The organism is Litorivivens sp. (assembly GCF_041625495.1).
GTDB lineage: Bacteria > Pseudomonadota > Gammaproteobacteria > Pseudomonadales > Spongiibacteraceae > Litorivivens.
Genome location: NZ_JBFJTH010000014.1, coordinates 14,579 through 37,516 on the forward strand (window position 1 = coordinate 14,579; position 22,938 = coordinate 37,516).

The following is a 22,938-nucleotide window of genomic DNA, read 5'->3' on the forward strand; positions in this document are numbered from 1 at the left end:
TAACCTGAAGAAGGAGTGCAGCGATGCCAAGTCGCATGGGGGCCACTTTGGCCGCATTTTTGTTAGGAACAGCCGGACTTTCTAACGCACAGGCGGAGAAATCCGGCGCCCCGCACAGCAATACCAGCCAACCCGAGCTCTACTTTTTTAGTCAGGGCTACTATGTAGATCAGGATTCAGAGCGTGCCTTATTCGACGACGATGGTGGCGGCTTTCGCCTGGGTTTTGGTCGTGAAATTCGCGATGGCTGGTACTGGGAAGGAAACCTCGCACACAACGCGCTGGAAAACGGTATCGGTGGTTACACGGATTACTACCAAAGCCATCTCGGCCTTGACATAGCGTATCGCTTTCGTGGCAAAGATCAGCTTCGCCCATTTATTTTGCTTGGCATCGGCGCGGTGCATGACGACGTGTATGATCTGCCCGGCATTCCCCGCGACGACGACACCAGCTTTTTTTACAACGCGGGTTTAGGTCTGGTAACACCTGAGCTGTTTGACATCGGCCTCAAATTTCGCATTGACGCGCGCTACGTCGCGAGCGAATTTGAGGAAGATTACAACGATGCCCACGTGAGCTTGGGTTTCGAAATCCCACTGGGTCACAAGGAAACCGTTCGCACCGTTGTCCAAGTAAAGGAAGTGGTTCGCGAAATTCCGGCAGCCCCGACAGACTCAGACTTTGACGGTGTGGTCGACAGCATTGACCGTTGCCCCAATACGCTGCGCAGTGCAAAAGTTGACGAATACGGCTGTGTTGTAAAAGCTCAGGTTGTGCGCCTGCAGGGCATCACCTTCAAAAGTGGCTCTGCCGACCTGACCGGCGACTCCGTTGAGAGCCTCACCGACATTGCCTCATTCCTGAAGAACCAACCAGAAATTCGCCTGGAAATTGCCGGCCACACCGACTCGTCGGGCGGGGCACGCTTCAATATGGATCTCTCACAGAAGCGCGCAGACTCCGTAAAAAGTTTCCTCGTTCGTGCCGGCATCGACGCTAGCCGCATGCGCACCCGGGGCTACGGTGAAACCGATCCAGTTGCCACCAACAGTACGGCCTCTGGACGCGCCATGAACCGCCGCGTGGAATTTCGAATTCAAAGATAAGGGAACTGTAGAATGCTTCACAAAAAAGCAAACTGGATAACACTGCTTTTGGCGCTTTGCCTCGCCCTTTCCTTGCAAGGCTGCAAGTCTGACGAAGGGGACACCACCATTGCAGAGCTGCTCTCACCAGAGGGCCCCGATCGGGATGATGACGGTGTGCTGGACGCCAACGACAACTGTCTGTGGACTCCTAACCATAGCCAGACCGATGTTAACAATGATGGTGTTGGTGATGCCTGCGAAGATGATTTTGATAACGATGGCATCCTGACAGCCAAAGGTGACGGCAGTGAATCGGTGTTTACCCCCTGCCCCAACGGCGTCACCACGAACTGCGACGACAACTGTCCGGTGACGCCCAATCCCAAGCAAGAAAACAATTTTGGCACGTCTAAAGGCGACGCCTGCGAAGACACTGATCAAGACACGGTTCTAGACGACGTCGACAACTGTCCAATCATCCTGAACCCCGACCAGCGCGATACTGACCTCGATGGTCAGGGCGATGCCTGCGACCCCGACGACGACAATGACAATATACTCGACGATGGCGACGGCGATGGCGCGCGTCTTTCGCTCTGCGCCGGTGGCAACACCAGCAGCTGCGATGATAACTGTCAGTTTACGCCCAACCCGAACCAGGCCGACACGGATGGCGATGGTTTCGGTGAAGCCTGCGACAGTGACGCAGACGGCGACGGTGTTCCCAACGAATCCGACAACTGCCCGCTGATTCCCAACAGTGATCAGAGCAACACTGTTGGCGGCCCCGATGACGAAGGCGACGCCTGTGACGACAGTGACGGCGACGGCTTAAGCGATGCCGATGAAGCCGCCTTCGGTACTGACCCGAACCAGACGGACACCGACGCCGATGGTCGCAGTGATGGTGAAGAAGTAACGGTTGAACCGAAGACCAATCCGGCAGACAGTGATTCGGATGATGACGGCGTCAATGATGGCGACGAAATCACTAACGGTACGAATCCCAACAACCCGGATTCAGACGGCGATGGCCTCAGTGATGGTGACGAAGCCCGTCTGGGGAGCGACCCAAACAACACCAATACGGACGGCGATAACAAAAATGATGGTGAAGACGCCTGCCCGACTATCCCTCAAGGCCTCATCGACCTCAATGACAACGGTTGCCCTGATAATCAGGAGCCGTAGCCGCAGTCATACAATTCAAGGGCAGCTGCGGCTGCCCTTTTAGGTTTAGCATGATTGAAACACTGACATTGAATATACCCGGCCAGGGGCTGCACAGCTTCACTGGGCACGTGCAGAAGCTGGTACGCGAGGCCAACATTCAGGAAGGCCTATGCACCCTTTTTATCCAGCACACTTCCGCGAGCTTGCTGATTCAGGAAAACTACGACTCTTCCGCCCAATATGACCTGGAAAACTGGCTGAATCGGCTGGTGCCGGAAAACGACCCGCTCTACACCCACACACTGGAAGGCCCCGACGACATGCCGGCTCACATCAAAGCCGCGTTAACTGCCACCAGCCTCGGCATACCCATACTGAGCGGGCAGCTCGCACTGGGGCAATGGCAGGGCATCTATCTCTGGGAACACCGGCACTTTGCCGGCGAGCGCCGTGTCATCGTGCATATCGGATCGTAAAGAAGCGCAGCATTACCGTTCAGCTTAAATTCATCTGATAGCAACATAATGGGCCTTCACTGACCAAACGGCTGTGATACCATTCGGAACGCCTCTTTAGGTGCTCCATAAAAAGACAGGATGCTCAATATGTTACGACCAGTTGCGGTACTTTTTTCAATTTTCTATTCCCTGCAGGCTTTGGCACTGAGTGCTGGTCAGCCACTGCCGGAACTGATGATCCAAGACAAGGGCGAGCTGACACTCGACGCCCAGAATGACATCGTTTATGTGCCCTGGAGCACCAAAAACCTCGACACCAAAGGCGAGGTACAGATTATTCAGTACATGGCGGCACGCCCCTCGGCGGAAAAGCAGATTCGCCCCTTTACGGATCGACTGGAAGAAGCCGGCTTTCCCGAAGAGCTGATTCACGTCACCACCGTTGTGAACCTGGATGATGTGACTTTTGGCATGTCCAGCTGGGCACTCTCGGAGCTGGAAAAGAACAAGCGCGAGTACGCTACCTCGGCGATGGTCGCCGACATGAAAGGACACGGTCTTCAGCTTTGGAACCTGACTGCGAAGAGCTCAGCGCTGATTGTTCTGGGCAGCGATGGCAATATCCTTTACCTGAAAGACGGCAAGCTCAACAAAAAAGAAATCGAGTCAACGCTCAAGCTCATTGACAGCGAAATAGCCAAACGGCAGCAATAACACCCGCTCACACGATGCACGAACCGGCGCCACGGCCGGTTCGCCTTGCAATCACAGCGCAGCCTTAAGAGCCTGCGCTTCGGTGTACTGACGAAACTTTCGAAACATTCGCCGCACCATAAACCCCATGACGGGTGAGAACAGGGGCATAAACACCTTACTCGCACCCTTCGGCGCCATTGCCATGCGCCAAGTCACCTGACACGTGCCATCGCCACGATCTTCAACGACATAATCTTCGGCAAACGATTCGATATTATCTTTCGCTACGTGGGTAAAGCAGAAAGCCATGCGCTTGCCCCGCTCCCAGGCAATGAACTCTTCCCAACCTATCAAGCCACCCATCATCGAAACCGTACGGGTTGTCCCCAACCCAAAGGGTTGCGGCGAGGTCCACTCTACATGCTGGATGGGATCGGCCCAGGCGGGCCAGGAATCGGCGTCCTCAAATACCGCAAAAATGGCCTCTGGCGAGGCTTTAACCGTCTCGGTAGCCGTAAAGCAGTATGGCGCCTGGTCGAAAAAATCCATGCCGACCGCCGTACAGGGAATTTGAGATGTCATGGGAACCCCGTTTTTATGTCGAAAATTTAATAGGGGATTCAATCTACCACCGCCCCATTTCACTTTACAAGCGTATAGTAATTAACGACCATATGCCGCATTCATTGCCGGCTCCTGCACTATTGAACACTGCAGCCCGAGCCCACCTGCAATCATCACTATTCGGATAGCACCATGACCCAGATATACGACTACATCATCGTCGGCGCCGGTTCGGCAGGTTGTGCCCTGGCCAATCGCCTAAGCCGGGAAGCCAGCCGCCGCGTTCTTCTGCTTGAAGCCGGCGGCAAAGACAGCAACCCCATGGTGCATATTCCGCTGGGCTTTGCTTTTACCATGAAAGACCCCAAAACAAGTTGGTGCTACAGGACAGAACCTGAGCCCCATCTCAATGATCGCGAGCTCGATTGGCCTCGGGGCAAGGTCCTGGGTGGCTCCAGCTCGATCAATGGCATGGTATACATCCGGGGTCAAAAAGAGGATTACGATGCCTGGGCCAAAGCAGGCAATCGCGGCTGGGGCTACGACGATCTGCTGCCCTATTTTCGTCGATCGGAACACAACGTACGCGGCGCCAGCCGATATCACGGCATTGGCGGCGGACTCTGGGTCGACGAACCGACCGACAAAATGGAGCTCGCCCAGCTTTATATCCAGGCGGGCATTGAATCTGGAATCCCCTACAACGAAGATTTCAACGGCGAACGCCAAGAAGGCATCGGCTACTACCAGCTCAATATCAAGGATGGCCTGCGCCAAAGCAGCGCAAAAACCTTTCTGAAACAGTGCATTGATCGCCCCAATCTCGACTTGCAAACCCATGCCCTGACCACTCGCATCGAATTCGACGGCAAGAAAGCAACGGCCATCAAATACCGCCAGAAAGGTAAAGAAATGCGCGCCGAATGTCGCGGCGAGATCATTCTGTGTGGCGGCACGATCAACTCGCCTCAGTTACTTGAACTGTCGGGCATAGGCGATGGTGAGTTCCTGCAGAAAATGGGCATCAAGACCGTTCACCATTTACCGGGTGTGGGTGAAAATCTGCAAGATCACCTCACCGTCAATACCCAATGTTCACTGACCGATGTCACGACATTTCACGACGAGCTCAAACCACTGGGCATGGTGAAAAACCTTGCCAAGCTCGCCTTCAAACGCAAAGGGTTACTGATTCACCCTGCATCGCAAGTTGGCGCGTTCTTCCGCACAACCGACGAGGTTGAGCGCCCGGACGCTCAGATTCACTTTACTCCCGCTGCGGGCGAGCCCGATGAAAAAGGTCGGATCAACCCCCTTCCCGGCACGACGGCCACCGTGTGCTATCTACGGCCCACAAGCCGCGGATCTGTTCACTTGCGTGCCCGTAACCCGGAAACTCACCCTCTGATTCGTGCCAATTACCTGTCCACCGAGCACGACGTAAAACACACACTGGCCGCAGTGCAGAAGACACGCGATATATTTAAAGCACCGAGCCTAAAAAAATACCATCGTGGCGAATTGATGCCCGGCCCGGATGTTGATAACGACGAAAAGCTGCTTGAATACATCCGCAATATTTCTGAATCAGTCTATCACCCGGTGGGCACTTGCAAGATGGGACACGACGAACTGGCAGTAGTCGATGATCGGCTACGCGTCCATGGCGTAGAAAACCTGCGCATCGCCGATGGTTCCATTATGCCAACCATACTTTCCGGCAATACCAATGCCACCTGTGTTTTGATCGGCGAACGCTGCGCCGACTTTATCTTGAACAAGGAGTGACAATCATGAGCACGCAACCCTCTCTGGACTCCGTCATAGAGCCTCTGCAGCAAACGCTGCAAACCCAGCGCGATGCGTTTTTACGCGAAGGTGAAGTCGCACTGGAAACCCGCGTCGACCGCCTCAATCGTTGCATCGCCATGCTGGTAGACCATCAGAAAGAAATCTGCGCCGCCGTAGACGAAGACTTTGGCGGACGCTCCCGTCACGTTACCTTGATGACCGACATTTTTACTTCGGTAGGCTCGCTCAAGTTTGTGCGGAAAAATCTCAAGAAATGGATCAAAGGCGAAAAACGCAAAGTTCCTGTCCCCATGAACCTGTTTGGGGCCAAAGCACGGGTGCACTACCAGCCTAAAGGTGTCATCGGCATCATGACGCCATGGAATGTACCCGTGAACATGATTTTCAGCCCCCTCGCCGATGCCATCGGCGCCGGTAACCGGGTAATGATCAAGCCATCCGAGTTCACACCCAAAACGGCGGAACTCATGCAGCGACTGTTCAGAGAATACTTTGAGGACAGCGAGATCTGCATTGTTACCGGTGGCGCCGAAGTAGGCGCAGCGTTTAGCAGCCTGCGCTTTGACCACCTCATTTTTACTGGCGCTACCAGCATCGGCAAACTGGTGATGAAAGCGGCCGCAGAAAATCTCACTCCGGTTACCCTGGAGCTGGGCGGAAAGTCTCCCGTGATTGTGTCGGACAGCGGGAATATCGAAGAGTACGCCGAGAAAATTATTGCGGGTAAAGGCATGAACGCCGGGCAATTGTGCATTTCTCCAGACTACTGCTTTGTCCCGGCCAGCCGCCTGGAAGCATTCATCACCGCCTGTAAAAATACGATCAACGAGCTCTACCCAACGATCAACGACAACCCTGATTTTGTGTCCGTTATCAACGAGCGACACTTTGATCGGGTCAAAGGCTATATAGACGAAGCGCGCGAAGCCGGTGCACGCGTGGAAGCCCTGAATCCCGCCAACGAGGATTGGAGCGATCGCAGCCGCCACCGAATTCCACTACACCTGATTGTCGACCCAGCCGACGACCTCACCTGCATGCAGGATGAAATTTTCGGTCCAATCCTGAATATCAAACCCTACCGCACCGTTGACGAGTGTTTGAATTTTATCAATCAGCGGCCGCGCCCGCTGGCGATGTACTACTTTGGCACCGACAAGATCGAACGTGAACACGTGCTTGCCAATTCAATTGCCGGTGGCGTCACAGTCAACGATATAGCCATGCATGTGTCGTGTGACGATCTACCCTTTGGCGGAGTGGGTAACAGCGGCATCGGTAACTACCGGGGCTTCGAAGGGTTCCGCACCTTCAGCCATGCCAAGGCGGTTTATCAGCAGGGTTTTGTCAATTTGGCGAAGCTGGCTGGTACCTTGCCGCCCTATAGTGAAAAAGTCGACAACATGATGGCTCAACAGATAAAAAAATAACAGAACCCGACTGTGCCGCGTGAGAGCGCGGCACAGCTGTACGGATAGGCCGACAGTTGTGAAAATCACCTGAGAACAGCTTCCCACAATCTTTCGACAACAGCATTAACACCAGTTTTACCGAGAGCTTTTGGCAAAACTGCATTGCCCCATTCTTCACCTCCTCACTATGATCGCGAAAATCCCTAATCAACAGGAGTGTTCGCGATGAAACAAAAACTGCTTTTGAGTTTGCTGATTATCGGTGGCGCTGCATCCGGCGCATGGGCTAAGGACGGCTTGATGCTTGGACTGGGTGCCGGCAAGGGCGAGCTCAAACTCGACGAAGGCAGCAATTTCAGCAATGCCGACACCGACGATGAAGACACGACAAAAAACGCTTTCATCGGTTACCGGGCAGGAGACGGGCTGGCATTTCAGCTTGGCTATCACGATCTTGGTGAATTCAGCATCAGTAACGGCCTGACGACATTAGATGGCGAAACCCGCTCGCTATCGCTCTCTGCGCTGGTGGGTCTGCCGCTCACTGAGCGCTTTAGTATTTTTGGGCGCGCAGGTTTTCACCACTGGAACGTAGAAACCCACAGCAATGTATTTGGGCCGCGTGACCGAGATGACGCCAATGGTACCGATGTGATGTATGGCGCAGGCATACGCGGCGAAATCAGCGAGCAGGTCGCAATACGTCTTCAGTACGACAAGATGAAACTATCCGATGAAGAAGATGATGCCGACATTGGTGATTACGACGTGGCGTCTGTGGTTATGGAACTGACCCTCTAGGCCACCTGCCTCAACCCAACGGCGATCACCCCGGAGCGGCCCTAGCGGCCGCTTAACGATTTCAACTCGCTGATGATATCTTTCCACACGTGGGGAGACGATTGATACGGCGCATAAATACTCAGACGATCCGCGTCAGCACCGTACTTGTCATATAGCTGCCGGGCTATGGTATCGGGTTCCCCTACCACCGCGAAATGATTGAGAAAATCGTCATCTATTAGTTCCGACATTTCCTGCCACTGCCCCTGCTTGGACATGCGATTAAGCTCCGGGTGTAAATCTGCACAACCCACAGCTTCCATCGGCGGAACATAAGCCGGCGTGGAACCATAGAACGCCAACAGCCCTTTCACCGTCGCTTTCGCAGCGGCAAACTCCTCTTCATTAGCGCCGGTAACGCAAATGGCTGCCACCTGCAGGATAAAATCATCGCGCGAACGGCCCGATTTTTCGAGGCCGCGCTGTACAGCCGGCAACTGTCGGTCGTGTACAAAAGGCAGTGTGTTGAATGGATGGACGATGAGACCGTCGGCAACTTCACCCGCCACTTCCGTCATTTTAGGACCCAAGGCGCCAAGCAAAATCGGCGGCACACCAGCTTCCAGCGGCCCTGGGTTAAACATCGGCGTCATCAGGGTATGTCGATAGTACTTTCCCTGGAAATTGAGCCGCTCGCCGTTTTGCCAACAATTAAAGATTGCCTTGACCGCCTGAATGTACTCCCGCATACGCGGCGCCGGCGGATCAAAATCAAGGCCGAAACGCTTTTCGATATGGGTTTTTATCTGCGGCCCAATACCCAGCAGAAACTTTCCTTTTGAGAAACGCTGCAGATCAAAGGCCTGGTAGGCGATATGCGAAGGGTTTCGGGGGAATGCGACGGCAATCCCCGTGGCGATATCGAGCTCGGGACAGGCCTGCGAGGCCAACACCAGCGGAAAAAATGGGTCGCGACTGCCCTCTAATGTATAGATCCCATCGTAGCCAGCTTCAGCACAGCGTTGCGCCTCAGTCACAGCGTTTTCCATATCGGCGTAGAATGGCCCGTCAATTTTCATTGTCATTTTCCTGAGCGTCGAGGTTGGCAGGATAATTTCACTATGCAACCGTATTGTCAAATTACCAATTAGACAGTAGAGTCTGCTATTGAACTATGAGGAGAGACCGTTGCCGGAAGCCAGTAATCTGCGCGCTCAACGCCGCGAACGCACGCGCCTGAAGATTTTGCAATCGGCTGTCAGGGTATTTGCTGAGCTGGGTTTCGATGCCGCCTCCATGGGCAGTATTGCCAGTCACGCAGGCTTGAAAAAGGCCCTCGTGCAATACCATTTCGAAACCAAACTCAAATTGTGGCAGGAGGCGGTCAATCACCTCTGGGCACAGTTACACAGCCTTGAAGCGCAATTACCCCGCCTGAACAACGAACGCACACCGGCGCAGGAGAGAGAAATGCTGCGCGACGTGTTCCGCGCAATCATTCGCTTTGCCAAAGACCACCCCGATTGGGTTGGCATTATGTTTCGCGAGGCCTCCACACCGGGACCTCGTCTAGACTGGTTGGTAGAACAACACTTGCGAAAGGACATAGAGGAAGGCACCCGGTTTGTTGAGCTGGCGCAGGCTCATGGCCTGCTGCCCGCAGGTCCGCCATTGCACATCCTGCATATTATTTCCGGCGCATTGACGTATCTGCTGCTGGTGGCGCCACTCACTAAACGCGCCACCGGCATAAAGCTGACCAGTGATGAATCTCTCGATACTACAGTAGACCTGCTACTGGAGATGCTGAGACCGCGCTAACGATCCAGAAAGCGCGCCACCAAATCATTAAATGCCTCCGGTTTCTCCGCATGCAGCCAATGACCGGTTTCGGATATTACCTCCAGCTCGGCGCGGGGAAACAAGCGGAATATGTCACCGCGATGCTTGTCCTGAATGTAGGCTGACAGCTCCCCCTTGATAAACAGGGTTTCGCCATCAAAGCCGGGCCCTTCCGGTGCCTGGCACAAATCGTCGTAGCAGTGAGCAATAGCTTCCAGATTTAACTTCCAGCGCCAACTCCCACTGTCAGTCCGAGCGAGATTTTTAAGTAAAAATTGCCGTACACCCAGCTCGCTTTCTACCTTCGCCAGCACCCCATCGGCCTCACCACGGCTTTTCAGAGCGCGCAGATCGATTGCACGCAGGGCCGCTAAAGTCTCGTTGTGATGCGGTTTATAGGCAACCGGCGCGATGTCGGCAACCACCAGATGTGAAACCCGTTCTGGATTGCTCAGTGCAAACTGCATTGCCACCTTGCCGCCCAGCGAATGTCCGACTAAGGCCAATTTTTCAACGTTTTCCGCATCTGCAAGGCGTCGAACATCGTCAGCCATCTCTGATAGCGACATCGTATCAAAATGAAATGATTCGCCATGGTTGCGTAGATCAATGCGATAGACACGAAAACGCCCCTCAATAGCGTTGGCCAACTGCGTAAGGTTGCTCGCCGAACCAAACAGTCCATGTAACAGAAAAACGACATTGTCGCCATCACCGGAAACTTTATAATTCAATTGCATAACTGCCTCTTGCCGCCTTTGCTTCTCACAGCGCAAGGCGGTTGGTAGAATCGCCCCCTGTTAATTTTTCAACCGGGAGTTCACTGTGCGATTTATCTGGCTGGCGCTCTGTGCGCTTCTCGCTGCCTGTTCAACGGTTTCTTACAACCCAACCGTTTACCCCTACCACATGGATGAGGAGGCTTTAGAGGCAAACCCGCCCAAAACGCTGCTACTCGCCAGTGTGAATGTCAGTGGCGAGCCGACCCTGTCAATGTTACGGAAAGCAGCCCCAAAAATCGATGAAGAAGTACTCGACAGGCTCAAGAGTCAGGGCTACAAGATAGCACCCACCCATCTGTTTGATAACGCCTGGAACCAGGCACTGTACACCTACGGTGATTTTTACGACCCCACATCCGGCAAGGTTGACCGTCGCAACTGGCAGGCCGTCATGGCCAACACGCTATCCACACTGAAAGTGGTTGGTGGTGTTGACGCGGTCGTTTTTACCGACCTGATTGCGCATGACGTACAACACAGCTCCGGTATGAACCACTACGCGCGCTGGTATGGGGTAACTCGTAAGCCTGCCACGCAAGGTGCCGGCTCTGGGGTCCCCGTAGATTTTAACTGGTCGCAGCCGGTCAAGGCAGCAAGCCTGATCGTCACCATCTATGACCTTAACGGCCGACCGCTGTTTGCCAGCCGCGGTGGCATCGACACCCTATCTGCCATCGATATGCGCAAGCCACATCTGGGCTTTGTGAGACGCGACAAGGTGCTCAAAAACACCAGCTTTATTGAAGAGGGTGTCGCGCTGGCGCTGCACCCGTTGATCCCCATGGATCGCTACCCCGGCAAGAAAAAAGGTGACAAAGAGGAAGAAGCAGACGACGCAGAGAAAAGTTCTGACAAATCCGAAGAGTCAGACAAGCGCGAAGATGCTGACAAACCTGAAAACAAAGGTTCCGACGGCGACGCTGGCACAGAAGTACCTGTAGAAGCCGGCGAGACTGAAAATGCAAAAAAGGAAAAGGAAAAACCCGACGGTGCTGAGAAGACAAGCGACACGCCCAAAAATGAGCGCGACGCTGCGGCGCAAAGCACGTCAGAAAAAGTAGACGCTGCTGAGTAACAACGCGTAACTGCGCTCCAGGCACCAGAACACCGCCATCCCACCCATCGTGTAGATGGCGGCAGTGCGCATCAACGGCGCCAGTGAGGCCGATAGCGAGCGCAACATCCAGAACAGCAAGGCTAGCGTTGCGACAAACACGAGCTGCCCAGCTTCAATTCCCACATTAAAGGCTACCAGACCCGCCAGAACATCCCCCTGGGGCAACCCCAGCTCTTCAAGCACACTGGCGAAGCCCAGACCATGTACCAGCCCAAACACGGCGATTAGCGGCCAACGCACGCGCCCACTGCGCTGTGCAAAAGCCTTGTAGCTCAGCTCAACAGCCAAATACAAAATCGTGGCTGCAATCGCAAGCTCAACCCAAACCGCCACTTCGGGAATAATCCTGAGACTCACCAGCACCAGCGTCACACTGTGACCTACCGTGAAAGCTGTTACTGTCACCAGCAGCTGTCGCCAGGAAGCCGCCAGCAGTAACAGACCGGTGACGAACAACAGGTGATCTATACCGATAAGTATGTGCTCAACGCCCAGCACAAAATACTGTCCGACCACCGCCCAGGTGGAAGGTACGCGGGGAATCTCAAAGGTCTGACTGTCGCGCCGCATCAACTGGCTGTACTGACGATTATCGACCAGGGATATTTTCAACAGCGCGGCAGTACGACTGGCCGTCAACCCGCGAACCTGCAGGGTTTGACCTTCAAGGCCTTCGGCACACGTCATGTGCCAGCGCCATTCTACCGACGTACCCACGGCTTGCTGTGCCGCCTGGGCCATTGTGCACGTCTCGGGGAAAATCGGCTCTGGGCTAACCTGCGCGCTTAAGGCCGGGGTTCGCCACAATACGTTAAACGTCGTCGCACTCTCACCGTCGATCTCGAGCAATGATGGCGCCAATTTATGTCCCCATGCCGGGCTAAACGAGATGAACAGCATCAATAACCACAGATGTTTCATACGTCATCTCCCGGCGCCACGACGTTGTAGCGTTGTCGCAGTTGTTCAATAAAAGCCTGCAAGGCCTGACGTTCGTGATCATCGCGCCAGAGTTGTTCCAGCTTGGCAGCAACATCGTCAATACTGCGGATTGTCGCCGGCACAATATCAGTGACACGCACCAGATGCATTCCATAGGCAGACGGCACCGGTTCACTCCACTGCCCCACAGTCGGTGGTTGCGCCGCCAGTGCATCACTAAATTCAGAGCCAAACATGTAAGTCATATCGCGATAGGATTTATCGCGGAAGGCACGTCCGTGCAAAAAGGGATCTCCGAAACCGGCGGAGTCGGCTCCGCTCCGCAATTCCTCTAGCGCTTGCTGTGCCCGACCTTCGGGGTCTGCGTCGCGGTCGGCGCTAAAAAAAACATGCTGAAAACTCAAACGGGCCGGCACTTGCCAGCGGTCAGTTTCACTCTCATAGATTTGTTCAAGGTCATCTCGCGTCGGTGAAGCCGAGGACGTGCCACGCCCAAGACGCTCCATACGCTGAATCATCCGCCGTCGAATCACCTCATCCGATTCGTGCACGCCCAGCGCGATGGCAGTGCGAATCTTTTCGTCGTCGCTGCCTTCGATGCCGAGGAAGTTAGCGTCGCGAAGCAGTCGCTGCAGCACGACCGCATCATCGCGGTGAAAATTTCGACGCAGCGCTTCAGCGTACAAAATACGACTATCCAGCTCCTGACGCTCCAGTGCGACAATCTGAATCTGAGTCGGCATTCTGCCGGTCTGTCGCACGAAATCATCGCGTAATTGGAGGCGGGTTTCGGCGTCAAGCCCTTCAATATCAATCGGCGCAGTTGCGTCCCGATACATTTGTAGCGCAAAAAGCGCGATTCCAATCACCAGAAAATGCAGCAATGGCTGCCGTAGAAACCGCATTACGTACTAATCCTTGTTCGAGTGTTTTTCGCTCGGGGTGTCATTATTTAGCGTGTCACCGGCTAGAGAATCCGTGTTTGGGGAGTACCAAATGGGAGAGGTCCAAGCTCGCTCCTGAATCACCGGGCGATGTGTGTCGCTGCAACAGGCTTCCAGCCCGCGGGGAATTGTGCCAGGGTTTGCGCAGTTAACCCCATTGGCGACACAAATCTGCTGACTCCAGCGACAGCTCGGATTCTCCACCACACGCGCGTAATAGTACGCATCTTCGGCCGGATCGAAATGGGGATCGGTCCACACTCGGCAAAGATGTTTAAAACCATCGCCCGATTGTTCGCAGGTGAGCGGGTTAACCGATGCGCCATTATTGGCATCGCCTGCCACTTCATAGACACGCTGGCGCTTGTTACCTGTGCCATCTATCCAGCCTTTGATGATCTGGATTCGCTGCAGTGCTGTCCCCGGTGAATCAAGGGTGCCCGGATCCATCAGCGCAGAGACGATAAAGCGCGGGTCTTCCGGGTTCGCCACGGACGGCAACTGCCCGCCCATAGGCACGCCACCCAGGTAGGAGCGTTCAACAAAATCCGGGGCCTCGCACAACTCGCGATCCAGATCCCAGCCGCCAAAAAATCGAACGGACATACGCGGCCCGCTGGTACCATAGGTTTCGCGGCGCTGCATGGCGGCGAAAATCGCATCGCGGCTGTTTTCCTCGGCCCAGACAACCGCCACCCCACCAGGGTTGAACTCCAGGTCATCCGGTAACCCTTTGTTATTGGCTGCCGCTGGCTCCCCTGCCCCGCCATGCCCGGGAAAGTCAGTTTCAGACACAGCCCCCGGCGCACCGAGATGAGTATCTGTACTGGCGATAAAGCCCATTTGGTAGGGGTTGAAGCCGAGCTCTTTTTTCAGCTTAAGGCCATCATTCAGTACATCGCGTAAAAACCCATCGTCCGCTGCTGGCGCCGACCGGGTCAGATTCATGAATTTGCCGGAGAATTTATCATAGGGAAGCTGTTCAAACGCACACAGCTCGTCCTCCATTTGCCCGGGGCCGAAAAAACATTCAGAACTGCCTTTGTGTTGCATGACTTCCACAAGCCGCTCAAGACGACCTCGCTTAGCCTGATCTTCTGCTGTCAGCAGCACGCCATCGGCGTCCTGCGGACTGAACATGTAGCCGTCGCTCAGGTTTGAATTGTGCGGAATCACCAACGCATCACAGCCGGTGCCGGCATCCAGACAACTGCTTTCAAGATTTTGCCATAGCCCTCGCGCCGTGGGATTGTCGACAAAACTGAATGGCAAATCCGGTACCACTGCGTTGCGAAAAATCACATTGCGATGCAAGTTCGCTAGATTTTCCGAGGCCCCGGTCCACTCATAGCCCACAAAACTCGTGAAATCACAATTGTCACTGCGATCATAACTTTGCTCGGCAGCCTCACGCATTTCCTGCCACGGCGCCAGCGCAGCGGTCAGACAGCGATTGCCATCGTCGCCACACAAACCCAGCCTGCCACCGGCTGATGCCTGCGTATTAAACAGAAAGAAAGCCGCCCGCGGCCACCGGCGATAAACCTTGCACTGCCAAGCGTTATAGCCGTCTACGGAAGGGCTGTTGCACATGCTCACTTCACCAATCAGCTCTGCGTGATCGGTGACAACGGCAAAATCCAGCGGGCGTGCCAGTTTCAGGCTACGGAGCGCTTTTCCCTCGTCATTCCAGGGTTGAATACCGATGCGCTCCCCACGCGCAAAACGGTAGGCCTGCTGGGGCGTGGTACGCGTATCCTGGGTACTGGCGTCGAGCGAGTAACGGGTATGCACGTGGGTATCGCCAAACAGCGGGATTTTAAGTGCGTTGTAATGACGACAAGGCTGCCGCTCCTCGGTACGCTCGAAACTCGGCGGCGCCGACCATGCCGGCAAGGCCAGCAGCAGCCCCCAGACTATCCAGACCCATCTCACTATTCGATTGCCCCCAAATAAAAACAGCTGTTTTAAAACTGCCCAGAATGATAGGGATATTCCATTATGTTGTCACCCGCTCAAGCCGACATTGGCGCACAATTATTATGGCTTCGCCCAGGCCTTCAGCTTCTGTTCAGTTTACGCATGCCAAACTGCGATCAACACTGGGAACTCGTTCACTGGAGAACAGCATGAAAAACCTCATCGCACTGTGTGGCCTTGCAGCTCTGGGTCTGGGTGCTGAACGGGCGTTAGCGCACGACACCCACACCGAATACGTATGTCACGAAAGCGGCCGTCATTATCACAACACCCACACCTATCATGGCAGCCACAGCTATCATTCGCACAGCCACGACAGGCACAGCAGTCACGTGACGTATACCTATCACAGCCGGCCCCACTACTCGTACAGCTATCATTATTACGAGCGACCCCATCATTACCGTCGCAAGCATCACTATGAGCGCAGTACCACCCGAGTGCGGGTAAACCATGGGCTGAGCGGTAGCCTGAACGTGCGATTCTAGAGGCATGCACAACCCTGCCGCGATGCGATGGGCTTAGTTCTCCCTGGCTCAGGCTTCACCTGAGCCAAACGCTGCCCCGCCGGCCAGTGCGGGGCCTTTTTCTTGGCAACGTTTTCAGAAAGCCGCAAACCTTATCATCAACCTAGCTCGCAGGCAGCGCAGCTCGCACGCGTGCCATGTGCGCCAGCAATGCAGCGCAAGATTCCGGGACGGTTTCCTTCACCCACGCAGCAAATTCGCAGACTACCAGCAGATCGATATCGGCTTGCGTCAAACTGTCGCCAACCAGGTAGTCGCGCGTTTCGCAGATGCTGTTCATCTGCCTGAAAAACCCTGCCAAACGATCGCGCCCGCGACTGACCAGCGCGGGAATTTGCTCTACTTTGTCGGGCCCAGGCAGCGCTCGATCCTTGAACATATCACCCTGATTTCGCAGCATATCCGCCACCGCCATAAAACCGCTCAAATACAGGCGATGCATCCAGCCCAGTACCTGTGCGCGCTCCAGATTATCGGCACCCAGTAGCGGCTTGTCGGGATACACCCCTTCGAGATAGCTACAGATCGCCACCACATCGACCAGACAGTCACCGCTATCGAGAGCCAGCGCAGGTACCGAACAGTCCGGATTGATCGCTTTATAGCTGTCGCTGAACTGCTCCAGCTTGCCAAGATCAATCTGCTGGGTATCCAGCGTGATGCCCTTGTATTGCATGAACAGCGCAACCCGGCGCGGGTTGGGCGCGATATCAAACGTATATAGTTTCATAGCCTTCCTGATTTATGCGTTTATGGATGAATAGGTGAATCGACAGAGCCGTATAGTGCCGCAAGCCGCACCACATTGCACATACCCCCGGCGCGGTTTTCCACTGCGTTTCAGGCCAATCTTCAGCTGCCGTTCAGGCTGTGCGCTGTACTCTTTTTACCGTAACGACCAAAAGGGGTTTGCCTATGCGAACCGTTGTCAAACTGATCAGTTTTATCTGTGTCATGCCTGCTGTAACTAACGAGGTGTTGGCTGACCATCAGCATACCCACTACGCAAAGGTTGTGAGTAGCGTGCCTATTTACGAAGAGGTTGCCCATGAGCGACCACGTGAACATTGCTGGGATGAAACGGTTTACCATGAATCTCGACGCAACAGCGCAGCCCCCCTGTTGGGAGCCATCATCGGTGGCGTCATCGGCAACAAGATCGCGCACGGCGACCGCGACAAGGCGGTGGGAACCTTCGTTGGCGCGGGTGTCGGCGCCGCAGTTGGCAGCCAGGCGTCCCGACACAACAGCCACTACCATGTGGAACGGCGCTGTGAGACGGTGCGCGATGTGCACTGGCAACGAGAGATAGTTGGCTACGACGTAACATATCGCTACCATGGCAATGAATACACGACCCGGCTCCCTTATGATCCCGGGCACAAACTCAAGGTAACCGTGTCGGTTCAACCGGCCCAATGACGTATGAGATACTTGCAGCACATACATCACTTGAAGGTCTCACTGGCCAGCGCCCTGCTCGCTGCCGGACTCACTGTGTCCGCGCCACTGCAAGCCTTACCCGATCTGGATAGAGTTCCGTCGCTGAGGCCACCCACAACCGATCCCTCGCTGCGTCGCAATCTGGTAGAGGAATCGCCAGAGCGTGCGGTAGCAATAGCCGAACAACGCTACAACGGTCGTGCCGTTGGCGCGCGCCACCTCGGTAACGGTGTGTATCGGGTTCGCATTCTGCAGGATGATGGCAAGGTCAAAACTGTGACCGTCAGACCCGATTAACCGCAGCGCCAAACAGGAAAACCAACCATGCGCATACTGATCGTCGAAGACGAGCCAGATCTTCTCGACTACCTTTCGTCGCAGTTCGAGGCCGAAGGTTTTGCCTGTGACACCAGCAGCGATGGCGAAGATGCTCTCTTTATGGGAGAGGAATACAACTACGATCTGGCCATTGTCGATATCGGTCTTCCGAAACTAGACGGCATTCAAGTGGTCTCCCGGTGGCGAACCGCCAATCGCAATTTCCCCGTACTGATACTAACCGCGCGAGGCCGCTGGCAGGATAAGGTTGCCGGACTGGAAGCCGGCGCAGATGACTACGTGGTTAAACCTTTCCAGATTGAGGAGATTCTTGCTCGGGCCAACGCATTGATTCGGCGCTCGGCTGGTTACGCAAGCCCTGAGCTTCGCTTTAATGGCGGCATTGTGATTGATTCACGCGCCAAGGTCGTTCGCATTGCCGACACTCCACTAGAGCTCACCACCTTTGAATACAACGCACTGGAATACCTCGCTCACCGCTGTGGCCAGACAGTCTCCAAATCCGAGCTCACTGAACATTTATATGATCAGGACTTTGACCGCGACAGCAACGTTATTGAAGTATTTATTGCCCGTCTGCGTAAAAAGCTGGATCCAGAAGGCACGATCAAACCCATCACCACCGTGCGTGGCCGCGGCTATCGATTAGATCTCCAACCCGAGGAATGAGCACCGCACCGCAGGGAAAGGGGTCAATCATTCGGCGATTGCTACTCGCCAGCCTGCTGACGCTTCCGCTCTTTCTCGGCATCACAGGTTACGCCATTGATCAGGCCCATTCGCGGAGCCTGATCGCGGCCCAGCAGTCACAATTACAGCTTCAGTTTTACGGCATTCTAGGCGTCATGGAATGGAGCAACACCCAACCGTTGTCGGTAGAACGTCTGCGCGAACCTAGATTCTGGCAGTTCCGCTCTGGTCTCTACGCTTTCATTCACAGCCGCAATGGCGTTCTACAATGGCAGTCTTCATCCGCCAACTCCATGCAGTATTTACAGTCTGGATTTTCGGCAGTATCACCTGGCGAAGAAGTTTTTGACACATTTTCTGTGCGCGGCGAAGACTATTTTCGCTACCGCTATCACGTCATCTGGGAGGACGAACACGGCGTCGACTACCCTCTGATATTTACTCTCCTGCAAAACCAAAACACGTTTGAGGCAGAGGTACTGAGTTTTCGCCGCAACATAGCTCTCTGGTTAGGGCTTGCTGGAATTGTGCTGCTCCTGATACAGGTCATTGTCATGCGCTGGGGCTTAAATCCACTGGGCAAACTGAGCCGAGAACTACGAGCGCTCGAGACCGGCCAGCGGGATCGACTGGGTGGCGCCTATCCTCAGGAACTTATCAGCATCACGCGTAATCTCAACCGCTTGCTCGACAAGGAACAACAGCAGCGTGAACGCTACCGAAACACCTTGGGAGACCTCGCGCACAGCCTAAAGACTCCGCTCAGCGTGATGCGATCGGCCATCGACAGAAACCGGGACGGGTTGATTAACGAACAGCTCGATAAAATGAACAATATCATCGCTTATCAGCTGCAACGCGCGGTCAGTGCCGGTCCGCATCAACTTGGCAGCAAAACAGCCATCAAACCGTTGCTGAAACGCCTGCTAAATTCACTGGATAAAGTTTACCGGGATAAAGCACTCGGCTTTACGCTGAACTGTGCCGAGCACGACCACCTGGGGATTGACGAACAGGACCTCATGGAGCTAATGGGCAACCTTCTGGACAACGCCTGCAAAGCGGCGCGACATACCGTTTCGGTGACCGCAATCATGCCCAATGACGAAAGCCTGGCCACAGTATTGATTGAAGATGATGGACCGGGTTTCCCCGACGACAAGGTTGAAACCCTGCTACAGCGAGGCAGCCGGGGTGATCAGTACGGAAGTGGGCAAGGCCTTGGTTTATCGGTGGCCACCGACATACTCAAGGCCTACAAAGGTGGCATTACCATTAGCCGTTCATCCCTTGGAGGCGCCCTACTGACTCTCACCCTGCCACGTTAATTGCTGCGCTTAGAACACTTTGCGCAATTGCCAGAAGAAGTCCGCTTCCATTTCCTTCGCAACATCTTCATTAACGTTGCGCTCACTGATGGGAAATGCGGTAACAAACTGGGTAGTAAACCCGCGTCCCAGCTCACCCTCGACTCGAAAGCCAGCGTCTGTTAACGATCTCGTACGTCCAAATTCGCCGCCGGCATCCTCATAGACTGCTTCGCCGTGCTCGATAAATATTGATGGGGTAAGCTCCATACCGAAGACCGTCCAACTATCCTGAGCGAGTTTAGTTCTAACGTAATAGCCACTATCCCCTATCAAGGCACCTGGCAGGTAGGCAGCCAACGTCGATATACCCCCGAGCACAAATTGCTTCTGCTGCGGTACTTGCTTGCCGTCCGCGTACTGACCCAGCACATCGATATCAAATGAAAAGCTACCGCCCAATCCGATTTTCATTCCTAGCTTGGGCTTAAACAACAAATATTCGGCCGTGCGCTTACCACTGCTTACGGCATCGGCAAAATCTTCCGTTCCCAGCGTACCGGAATCTCCGCTAAGCCCGTTTTCTACAAAGCCCTGCGCACTCCAACGCACCGGCTGACCAAACACGCGTGATTGACGAAAATACTTCAGCCCCACTTCCAGCCCGCCATGTGCCTCATCTTCCAGTACCTGCCCATTATCAAGCGACACTTCAGACTCGGTGTATTCCAGCCGCTCACTAACGGTGAGCCTGTGCTGACGATTAGCAAACAGGATCTGCTCTCCGGTCAGTGCGGCAGACTGAATTTCACCCTCAACCACCACAGCGGTGCGCGACGCCGCAGGCGTAGGACACAATACCGGAAGAAGAAGGCATACAGGCGAATTGTCTGGTTGCGACGAATTCACCAGAAAAGCGTCTCGCTCATAATCAACCGCCGACACTTCCATGCCATAGAGCCCTAACCGTGTTGGTTTGCCGAGTTTAAGGCTTAAACCGTGATAGTTCTTGCCGCCACTGTTTTCACCCCAATCTGTCAGCGCACCGTCATATTCTAGCTTCAGCTCGGTACCGTTCCAGAAATGGTGTCTGATTTCTGCGCCACCAAAGTAACGACCAACGAAGCGGTTTCCTTCATTACCCAGCGACAACGAAAACTCTGTCGGCGAATAGTCTGATGCTTCTTCGTGGGTAAACACCAGACTCAACTTCGAAGGATCATCGTCGGTTTTGTATTTTATAACGTACTCGCGCCCCATACGCTGGGCTTGCAACTCAGCCAACACACGCCGGCGTTCAAACTCATCTACGGTGAGATCATCATCACCGACGAGCGGTGAAAAGTGCGATTTTACGCTGTCCGGCCCTTCAATTGCTGCCAGTTCGCCATTCACAACATGGACGTAAACGGTGTCGCCGCGCTGCGCATAATAAACTGTGACCAGCAAATGCCCCGAACGATAATAGGCCTGATTCAAGGCTCGGATAGCCTGTGACGGAGTTTTCGAAGCCCCCGTCAACCGCAAAATCTGCTCTTCGGTCAGGTAGCGATTGCCACTGATTTTTACCGGCGTTTCGCCAACACGAGTTTGAATAGTTCCATCACTAATACTCGACTGAGCTTCAATACGTTCTGCAGTAGAAAGTTGCGGAGGTATAACCGGCGGCAGATCGATTGCCATAAAGTATCGTCCCTACTATCCGTCAATGTATTTAACCATCCGGTCAGGATGGCTACTTTGTCGCTGTTTCCGGCGAAAGCTCGCTAATTACACGCATATCAACACGCCGATTACGCGCACGTCCCTCAGCATTGTCTGCCCCCGTCGCGAGACTGTTAGACGCTACTGGTTGCGACGAGCCATAGCCTCGATAACGCAGCCTGTAAGAAGCGATACCACGGGCTATCAGGTAATCGTAAACCGCTTTGGCACGCGCATCAGAAACCTCGATATTGATCTCTTCACTACCACGCGAATCCGTGTGCCCACCGATTTCTACCACGACCTGAAATTGCTGTCGCAAGACGGCCACCACACGATCGAGTATTTCAAACGATTCGGGGCGCAAAACTGTGCCATTAAAATCAAAAAACACACCCACCAACTCCAGTGGAGCCCCTTTTGTCAGATGACAACCGCTGGGCAATACAATGGCGTTGTTCGGCGTGTCGTCACAATAGTCTTGCGAATTACAAACACCATCTCCATCATCGTCGTCACAGTTTGGCAAACTGATTTCGGTGTTTTTCCGCTTGCGGATCGTGTCAGACTCAGGTTCCGGCAAGCTGGCAACACCGACAGACGAACTGGAAAAGCCAATACCGTCTAGATCGTCCGCAGGGATTGCATTCATATCAATAACGGTATTATTGCCGGAAAGTGAATCGACATCACCAAGGGTAACCACTGGCAAGACGGGTATGCCGCCCTCCCGCTCCAACGATCGTAATGCACCATCTGCGAAGGTTTGCGCCTGCACACTTGCACCTATCAATAGATACGCGATCAACCATAAAGCGCGCCACCAACAGATACCTTTCCCCGCGATCAAATGATTCAATGTATCAAGCCCTTAGCTAGTGTCTAACTGTTGTTTCGAGAAACGCCCGCCCAGCTTAACATTTCGTTACCAGCCCCTCACTCGCAATTTATCGCTTGCGAAAGCCGCAGCGTGCTACGTCACACGCCAAAACAGAATAGTTAGCAATAAGGTGATCCGCCAGACTAAAGCGCGGCAGTGCGGTAGCAAATCGCAAAAAAAAGCCTCCCAGCGGGAGGCAAACGTCAAGACCTATAGGGGGCCTTCTTAGGGGAGCGGAAGCGCGTCCAGAGGTAAAGCACCTGTCAGTGTGCCAACCACGTCAACCGGCAAACCCGGCAACGACGGTGCTCCACCCGATGGAATCAGACCGGTCAGCGTACCTACCGGATCAACCGGCAAACCCGGTAATGACGGCGCGCCACCCGATGGAATCAAGCCAGTCAGCGTACCTACCGGATCAACCGGCAAACCCGGTAATGACGGCGCGCCAC

24 protein-coding genes and 1 pseudogene are annotated in these 22,938 nt (G+C 54.4%); 15 read left to right on the forward strand and 10 right to left on the reverse strand.

The features are described 5' to 3' along the window. Window positions 1-23: 23 nt before the first annotated feature. The 4 genes from ABYP39_RS02955 (at window position 24) to ABYP39_RS02970 (ending at window position 3,436) form a co-directional block, all read left to right on the forward strand. The gene (locus tag ABYP39_RS02955; protein WP_372781046.1) at window positions 24-1,109 is read left to right on the forward strand and encodes an OmpA family protein; all 1,086 of its coding nucleotides are present in this window, start codon (window positions 24-26) and stop codon (window positions 1,107-1,109) included. Window positions 1,110-1,121: 12 nt separating this feature from the next. Continuing rightward, window positions 1,122-2,282: a thrombospondin type 3 repeat-containing protein gene (locus ABYP39_RS02960; protein WP_372781048.1), complete on the forward strand. Its 1,161-nt coding sequence runs from the start codon at window positions 1,122-1,124 to the stop codon at window positions 2,280-2,282. Window positions 2,283-2,332: 50 nt separating this feature from the next. Next, a complete protein-coding gene (locus ABYP39_RS02965) occupies window positions 2,333-2,740 on the forward strand; it encodes a secondary thiamine-phosphate synthase enzyme YjbQ (RefSeq protein WP_372781050.1) in 408 nt (135 codons plus the stop codon). Window positions 2,741-2,869: 129 nt separating this feature from the next. Next, complete coding sequence (locus ABYP39_RS02970; protein ID WP_372781052.1) at window positions 2,870-3,436, forward strand: YtfJ family protein; 567 nt, start codon at window positions 2,870-2,872, stop codon at window positions 3,434-3,436. Window positions 3,437-3,487: 51 nt separating this feature from the next. Here the strand turns inward: ABYP39_RS02970 and ABYP39_RS02975 are convergent, their stop codons facing one another. Next, window positions 3,488-4,000, reverse strand: coding sequence for an SRPBCC family protein (locus ABYP39_RS02975; protein WP_372749002.1), 513 nt, complete (start codon window positions 3,998-4,000; stop codon window positions 3,488-3,490). Window positions 4,001-4,174: 174 nt separating this feature from the next. On the opposite strand from ABYP39_RS02975, the gene ABYP39_RS02980 reads away from it, so the two are divergent. From ABYP39_RS02980 to ABYP39_RS02995, 4 genes are all read left to right on the forward strand, one after another. After that, window positions 4,175-5,770, forward strand: coding sequence for a GMC family oxidoreductase (locus tag ABYP39_RS02980; RefSeq protein WP_372781054.1), 1,596 nt, complete (start codon window positions 4,175-4,177; stop codon window positions 5,768-5,770). 5 nt (window positions 5,771-5,775) lie between these two features. Beyond that, on the forward strand, window positions 5,776-7,224 hold the full coding sequence (locus tag ABYP39_RS02985) for a coniferyl aldehyde dehydrogenase (protein ID WP_372781057.1): 1,449 nt from the start codon (window positions 5,776-5,778) through the stop codon (window positions 7,222-7,224). A gap of 207 nt (window positions 7,225-7,431) precedes the next feature. After that, the gene (locus ABYP39_RS02990) at window positions 7,432-8,007 is read left to right on the forward strand and encodes an outer membrane beta-barrel protein (RefSeq protein ID WP_372781059.1); all 576 of its coding nucleotides are present in this window, start codon (window positions 7,432-7,434) and stop codon (window positions 8,005-8,007) included. A gap of 5 nt (window positions 8,008-8,012) precedes the next feature. After that, the gene (locus ABYP39_RS02995) at window positions 8,013-8,063 is read left to right on the forward strand and encodes a hypothetical protein (protein ID WP_372781081.1); all 51 of its coding nucleotides are present in this window, start codon (window positions 8,013-8,015) and stop codon (window positions 8,061-8,063) included. Here the strand turns inward: ABYP39_RS02995 and ABYP39_RS03000 are convergent. Then, window positions 8,049-9,068, reverse strand: coding sequence for a TIGR03617 family F420-dependent LLM class oxidoreductase (locus ABYP39_RS03000; RefSeq protein WP_372781061.1), 1,020 nt, complete (start codon window positions 9,066-9,068; stop codon window positions 8,049-8,051). The two genes, ABYP39_RS02995 and ABYP39_RS03000, sit on opposite strands and share 15 nt — an antisense overlap. Before the next feature lie 109 nt (window positions 9,069-9,177). On the opposite strand from ABYP39_RS03000, the gene ABYP39_RS03005 reads away from it, so the two are divergent. Then, window positions 9,178-9,810 carry a TetR/AcrR family transcriptional regulator gene (locus ABYP39_RS03005; protein ID WP_372747803.1) on the forward strand — a complete coding sequence of 211 codons (633 nt, stop codon included), beginning with the start codon at window positions 9,178-9,180 and terminating at the stop codon, window positions 9,808-9,810. On the opposite strand, the gene ABYP39_RS03010 is transcribed toward ABYP39_RS03005, so the two are convergent. Further along, complete coding sequence (locus ABYP39_RS03010; RefSeq protein WP_372781063.1) at window positions 9,807-10,571, reverse strand: alpha/beta fold hydrolase; 765 nt, start codon at window positions 10,569-10,571, stop codon at window positions 9,807-9,809. The genes ABYP39_RS03005 and ABYP39_RS03010 overlap by 4 nt on opposite strands. 85 nt (window positions 10,572-10,656) lie before the next feature. On the opposite strand from ABYP39_RS03010, the gene ABYP39_RS03015 reads away from it, so the two are divergent. Next, window positions 10,657-11,688 carry a hypothetical protein gene (locus ABYP39_RS03015; protein ID WP_372781065.1) on the forward strand — a complete coding sequence of 344 codons (1,032 nt, stop codon included), beginning with the start codon at window positions 10,657-10,659 and terminating at the stop codon, window positions 11,686-11,688. On the opposite strand, the gene ABYP39_RS03020 is transcribed toward ABYP39_RS03015, so the two are convergent. Genes ABYP39_RS03020 through ABYP39_RS03030 form a run of 3 tightly spaced genes read right to left on the reverse strand, consistent with a single transcriptional unit; the run spans window position 11,662 to window position 15,551 of the window. After that, the gene (locus ABYP39_RS03020; protein ID WP_372781067.1) at window positions 11,662-12,651 is read right to left on the reverse strand and encodes a HupE/UreJ family protein; all 990 of its coding nucleotides are present in this window, start codon (window positions 12,649-12,651) and stop codon (window positions 11,662-11,664) included. The two genes, ABYP39_RS03015 and ABYP39_RS03020, sit on opposite strands and share 27 nt — an antisense overlap. Continuing rightward, window positions 12,648-13,577, reverse strand: coding sequence for a peptidyl-prolyl cis-trans isomerase (locus ABYP39_RS03025; protein ID WP_372747807.1), 930 nt, complete (start codon window positions 13,575-13,577; stop codon window positions 12,648-12,650). Before ABYP39_RS03025 ends, ABYP39_RS03020 begins: the two co-directional genes overlap by 4 nt. A 6-nt stretch (window positions 13,578-13,583) precedes the next feature. Next, complete coding sequence (locus ABYP39_RS03030; protein ID WP_372781069.1) at window positions 13,584-15,551, reverse strand: DUF3604 domain-containing protein; 1,968 nt, start codon at window positions 15,549-15,551, stop codon at window positions 13,584-13,586. 194 nt (window positions 15,552-15,745) lie between these two features. Between ABYP39_RS03030 and ABYP39_RS03035 the strand changes: the two genes are divergently transcribed. Then, the gene (locus ABYP39_RS03035; RefSeq protein ID WP_372781071.1) at window positions 15,746-16,084 is read left to right on the forward strand and encodes a hypothetical protein; all 339 of its coding nucleotides are present in this window, start codon (window positions 15,746-15,748) and stop codon (window positions 16,082-16,084) included. A 142-nt stretch (window positions 16,085-16,226) separates the two neighbouring features. Here ABYP39_RS03035 and ABYP39_RS03040 read toward each other — a convergent pair whose 3' ends face one another. Then, entirely contained in the window at window positions 16,227-16,853 is a 627-nt protein-coding gene (locus tag ABYP39_RS03040; RefSeq protein ID WP_372781073.1) for a glutathione S-transferase family protein, read from the reverse strand. A 185-nt stretch (window positions 16,854-17,038) separates the two neighbouring features. On the opposite strand from ABYP39_RS03040, the gene ABYP39_RS03045 reads away from it, so the two are divergent. Genes ABYP39_RS03045 through ABYP39_RS03060 form a run of 4 tightly spaced genes read left to right on the forward strand, consistent with a single transcriptional unit; the run spans window position 17,039 to window position 19,923 of the window. Next, on the forward strand, window positions 17,039-17,545 hold the full coding sequence (locus tag ABYP39_RS03045) for a glycine zipper 2TM domain-containing protein (protein ID WP_372747811.1): 507 nt from the start codon (window positions 17,039-17,041) through the stop codon (window positions 17,543-17,545). A 3-nt stretch (window positions 17,546-17,548) separates the two neighbouring features. After that, window positions 17,549-17,863 (forward strand): PepSY domain-containing protein, encoded by a 315-nt coding sequence (locus ABYP39_RS03050; RefSeq protein ID WP_372781075.1) that lies wholly within the window; start codon window positions 17,549-17,551, stop codon window positions 17,861-17,863. 27 nt (window positions 17,864-17,890) lie between these two features. Next, a complete protein-coding gene (locus ABYP39_RS03055; protein ID WP_372747813.1) occupies window positions 17,891-18,574 on the forward strand; it encodes a response regulator transcription factor in 684 nt (227 codons plus the stop codon). Beyond that, entirely contained in the window at window positions 18,571-19,923 is a 1,353-nt protein-coding gene (locus ABYP39_RS03060) for an ATP-binding protein (RefSeq protein ID WP_372747814.1), read from the forward strand. The genes ABYP39_RS03055 and ABYP39_RS03060 overlap by 4 nt, the downstream gene beginning before the upstream one ends. A 9-nt stretch (window positions 19,924-19,932) precedes the next feature. Here ABYP39_RS03060 and ABYP39_RS03065 read toward each other — a convergent pair whose 3' ends face one another. The 3 genes and pseudogenes from ABYP39_RS03065 to ABYP39_RS03075 all read right to left on the reverse strand — a co-directional run. Beyond that, window positions 19,933-21,585, reverse strand: a complete 1,653-nt coding sequence (locus tag ABYP39_RS03065) for a ShlB/FhaC/HecB family hemolysin secretion/activation protein (protein WP_372781077.1) — start codon at window positions 21,583-21,585, stop codon at window positions 19,933-19,935. Between the two features lie 52 nt (window positions 21,586-21,637). Continuing rightward, the gene (locus tag ABYP39_RS03070) at window positions 21,638-22,384 is read right to left on the reverse strand and encodes an OmpA family protein (protein ID WP_372781079.1); all 747 of its coding nucleotides are present in this window, start codon (window positions 22,382-22,384) and stop codon (window positions 21,638-21,640) included. A 327-nt stretch (window positions 22,385-22,711) separates the two neighbouring features. Then, window positions 22,712-22,938: pseudogene (locus tag ABYP39_RS03075) on the reverse strand (hypothetical protein); the annotation flags it as partial.

Bases quoted from the DNA above. Each gene is read 5' to 3' on its own strand.
- ABYP39_RS02955 (WP_372781046.1), top strand. From the start codon at position 24: ATGCCAAGTCGCATGGGGGCCACTTTGGCCGCATTTTTGTTAGGAACA.
- ABYP39_RS02960 (WP_372781048.1), top strand. From the start codon at position 1,122: ATGCTTCACAAAAAAGCAAACTGGATAACACTGCTTTTGGCGCTTTGC.
- ABYP39_RS02965 (WP_372781050.1), top strand. From the start codon at position 2,333: ATGATTGAAACACTGACATTGAATATACCCGGCCAGGGGCTGCACAGC.
- ABYP39_RS02970 (WP_372781052.1), top strand. From the start codon at position 2,870: ATGTTACGACCAGTTGCGGTACTTTTTTCAATTTTCTATTCCCTGCAG.
- ABYP39_RS02975 (WP_372749002.1), bottom strand. From the start codon at position 4,000: ATGACATCTCAAATTCCCTGTACGGCGGTCGGCATGGATTTTTTCGAC.
- ABYP39_RS02980 (WP_372781054.1), top strand. From the start codon at position 4,175: ATGACCCAGATATACGACTACATCATCGTCGGCGCCGGTTCGGCAGGT.
- ABYP39_RS02985 (WP_372781057.1), top strand. From the start codon at position 5,776: ATGAGCACGCAACCCTCTCTGGACTCCGTCATAGAGCCTCTGCAGCAA.
- ABYP39_RS02990 (WP_372781059.1), top strand. From the start codon at position 7,432: ATGAAACAAAAACTGCTTTTGAGTTTGCTGATTATCGGTGGCGCTGCA.
- ABYP39_RS03000 (WP_372781061.1), bottom strand. From the start codon at position 9,068: ATGAAAATTGACGGGCCATTCTACGCCGATATGGAAAACGCTGTGACT.
- ABYP39_RS03010 (WP_372781063.1), bottom strand. From the start codon at position 10,571: ATGCAATTGAATTATAAAGTTTCCGGTGATGGCGACAATGTCGTTTTT.
- ABYP39_RS03020 (WP_372781067.1), bottom strand. From the start codon at position 12,651: ATGAAACATCTGTGGTTATTGATGCTGTTCATCTCGTTTAGCCCGGCA.
- ABYP39_RS03025 (WP_372747807.1), bottom strand. From the start codon at position 13,577: ATGCGGTTTCTACGGCAGCCATTGCTGCATTTTCTGGTGATTGGAATC.
- ABYP39_RS03035 (WP_372781071.1), top strand. From the start codon at position 15,746: ATGAAAAACCTCATCGCACTGTGTGGCCTTGCAGCTCTGGGTCTGGGT.
- ABYP39_RS03040 (WP_372781073.1), bottom strand. From the start codon at position 16,853: ATGAAACTATATACGTTTGATATCGCGCCCAACCCGCGCCGGGTTGCG.
- ABYP39_RS03045 (WP_372747811.1), top strand. From the start codon at position 17,039: ATGCGAACCGTTGTCAAACTGATCAGTTTTATCTGTGTCATGCCTGCT.
- ABYP39_RS03050 (WP_372781075.1), top strand. From the start codon at position 17,549: ATGAGATACTTGCAGCACATACATCACTTGAAGGTCTCACTGGCCAGC.
- ABYP39_RS03055 (WP_372747813.1), top strand. From the start codon at position 17,891: ATGCGCATACTGATCGTCGAAGACGAGCCAGATCTTCTCGACTACCTT.
- ABYP39_RS03060 (WP_372747814.1), top strand. From the start codon at position 18,571: ATGAGCACCGCACCGCAGGGAAAGGGGTCAATCATTCGGCGATTGCTA.
- ABYP39_RS03065 (WP_372781077.1), bottom strand. From the start codon at position 21,585: ATGGCAATCGATCTGCCGCCGGTTATACCTCCGCAACTTTCTACTGCA.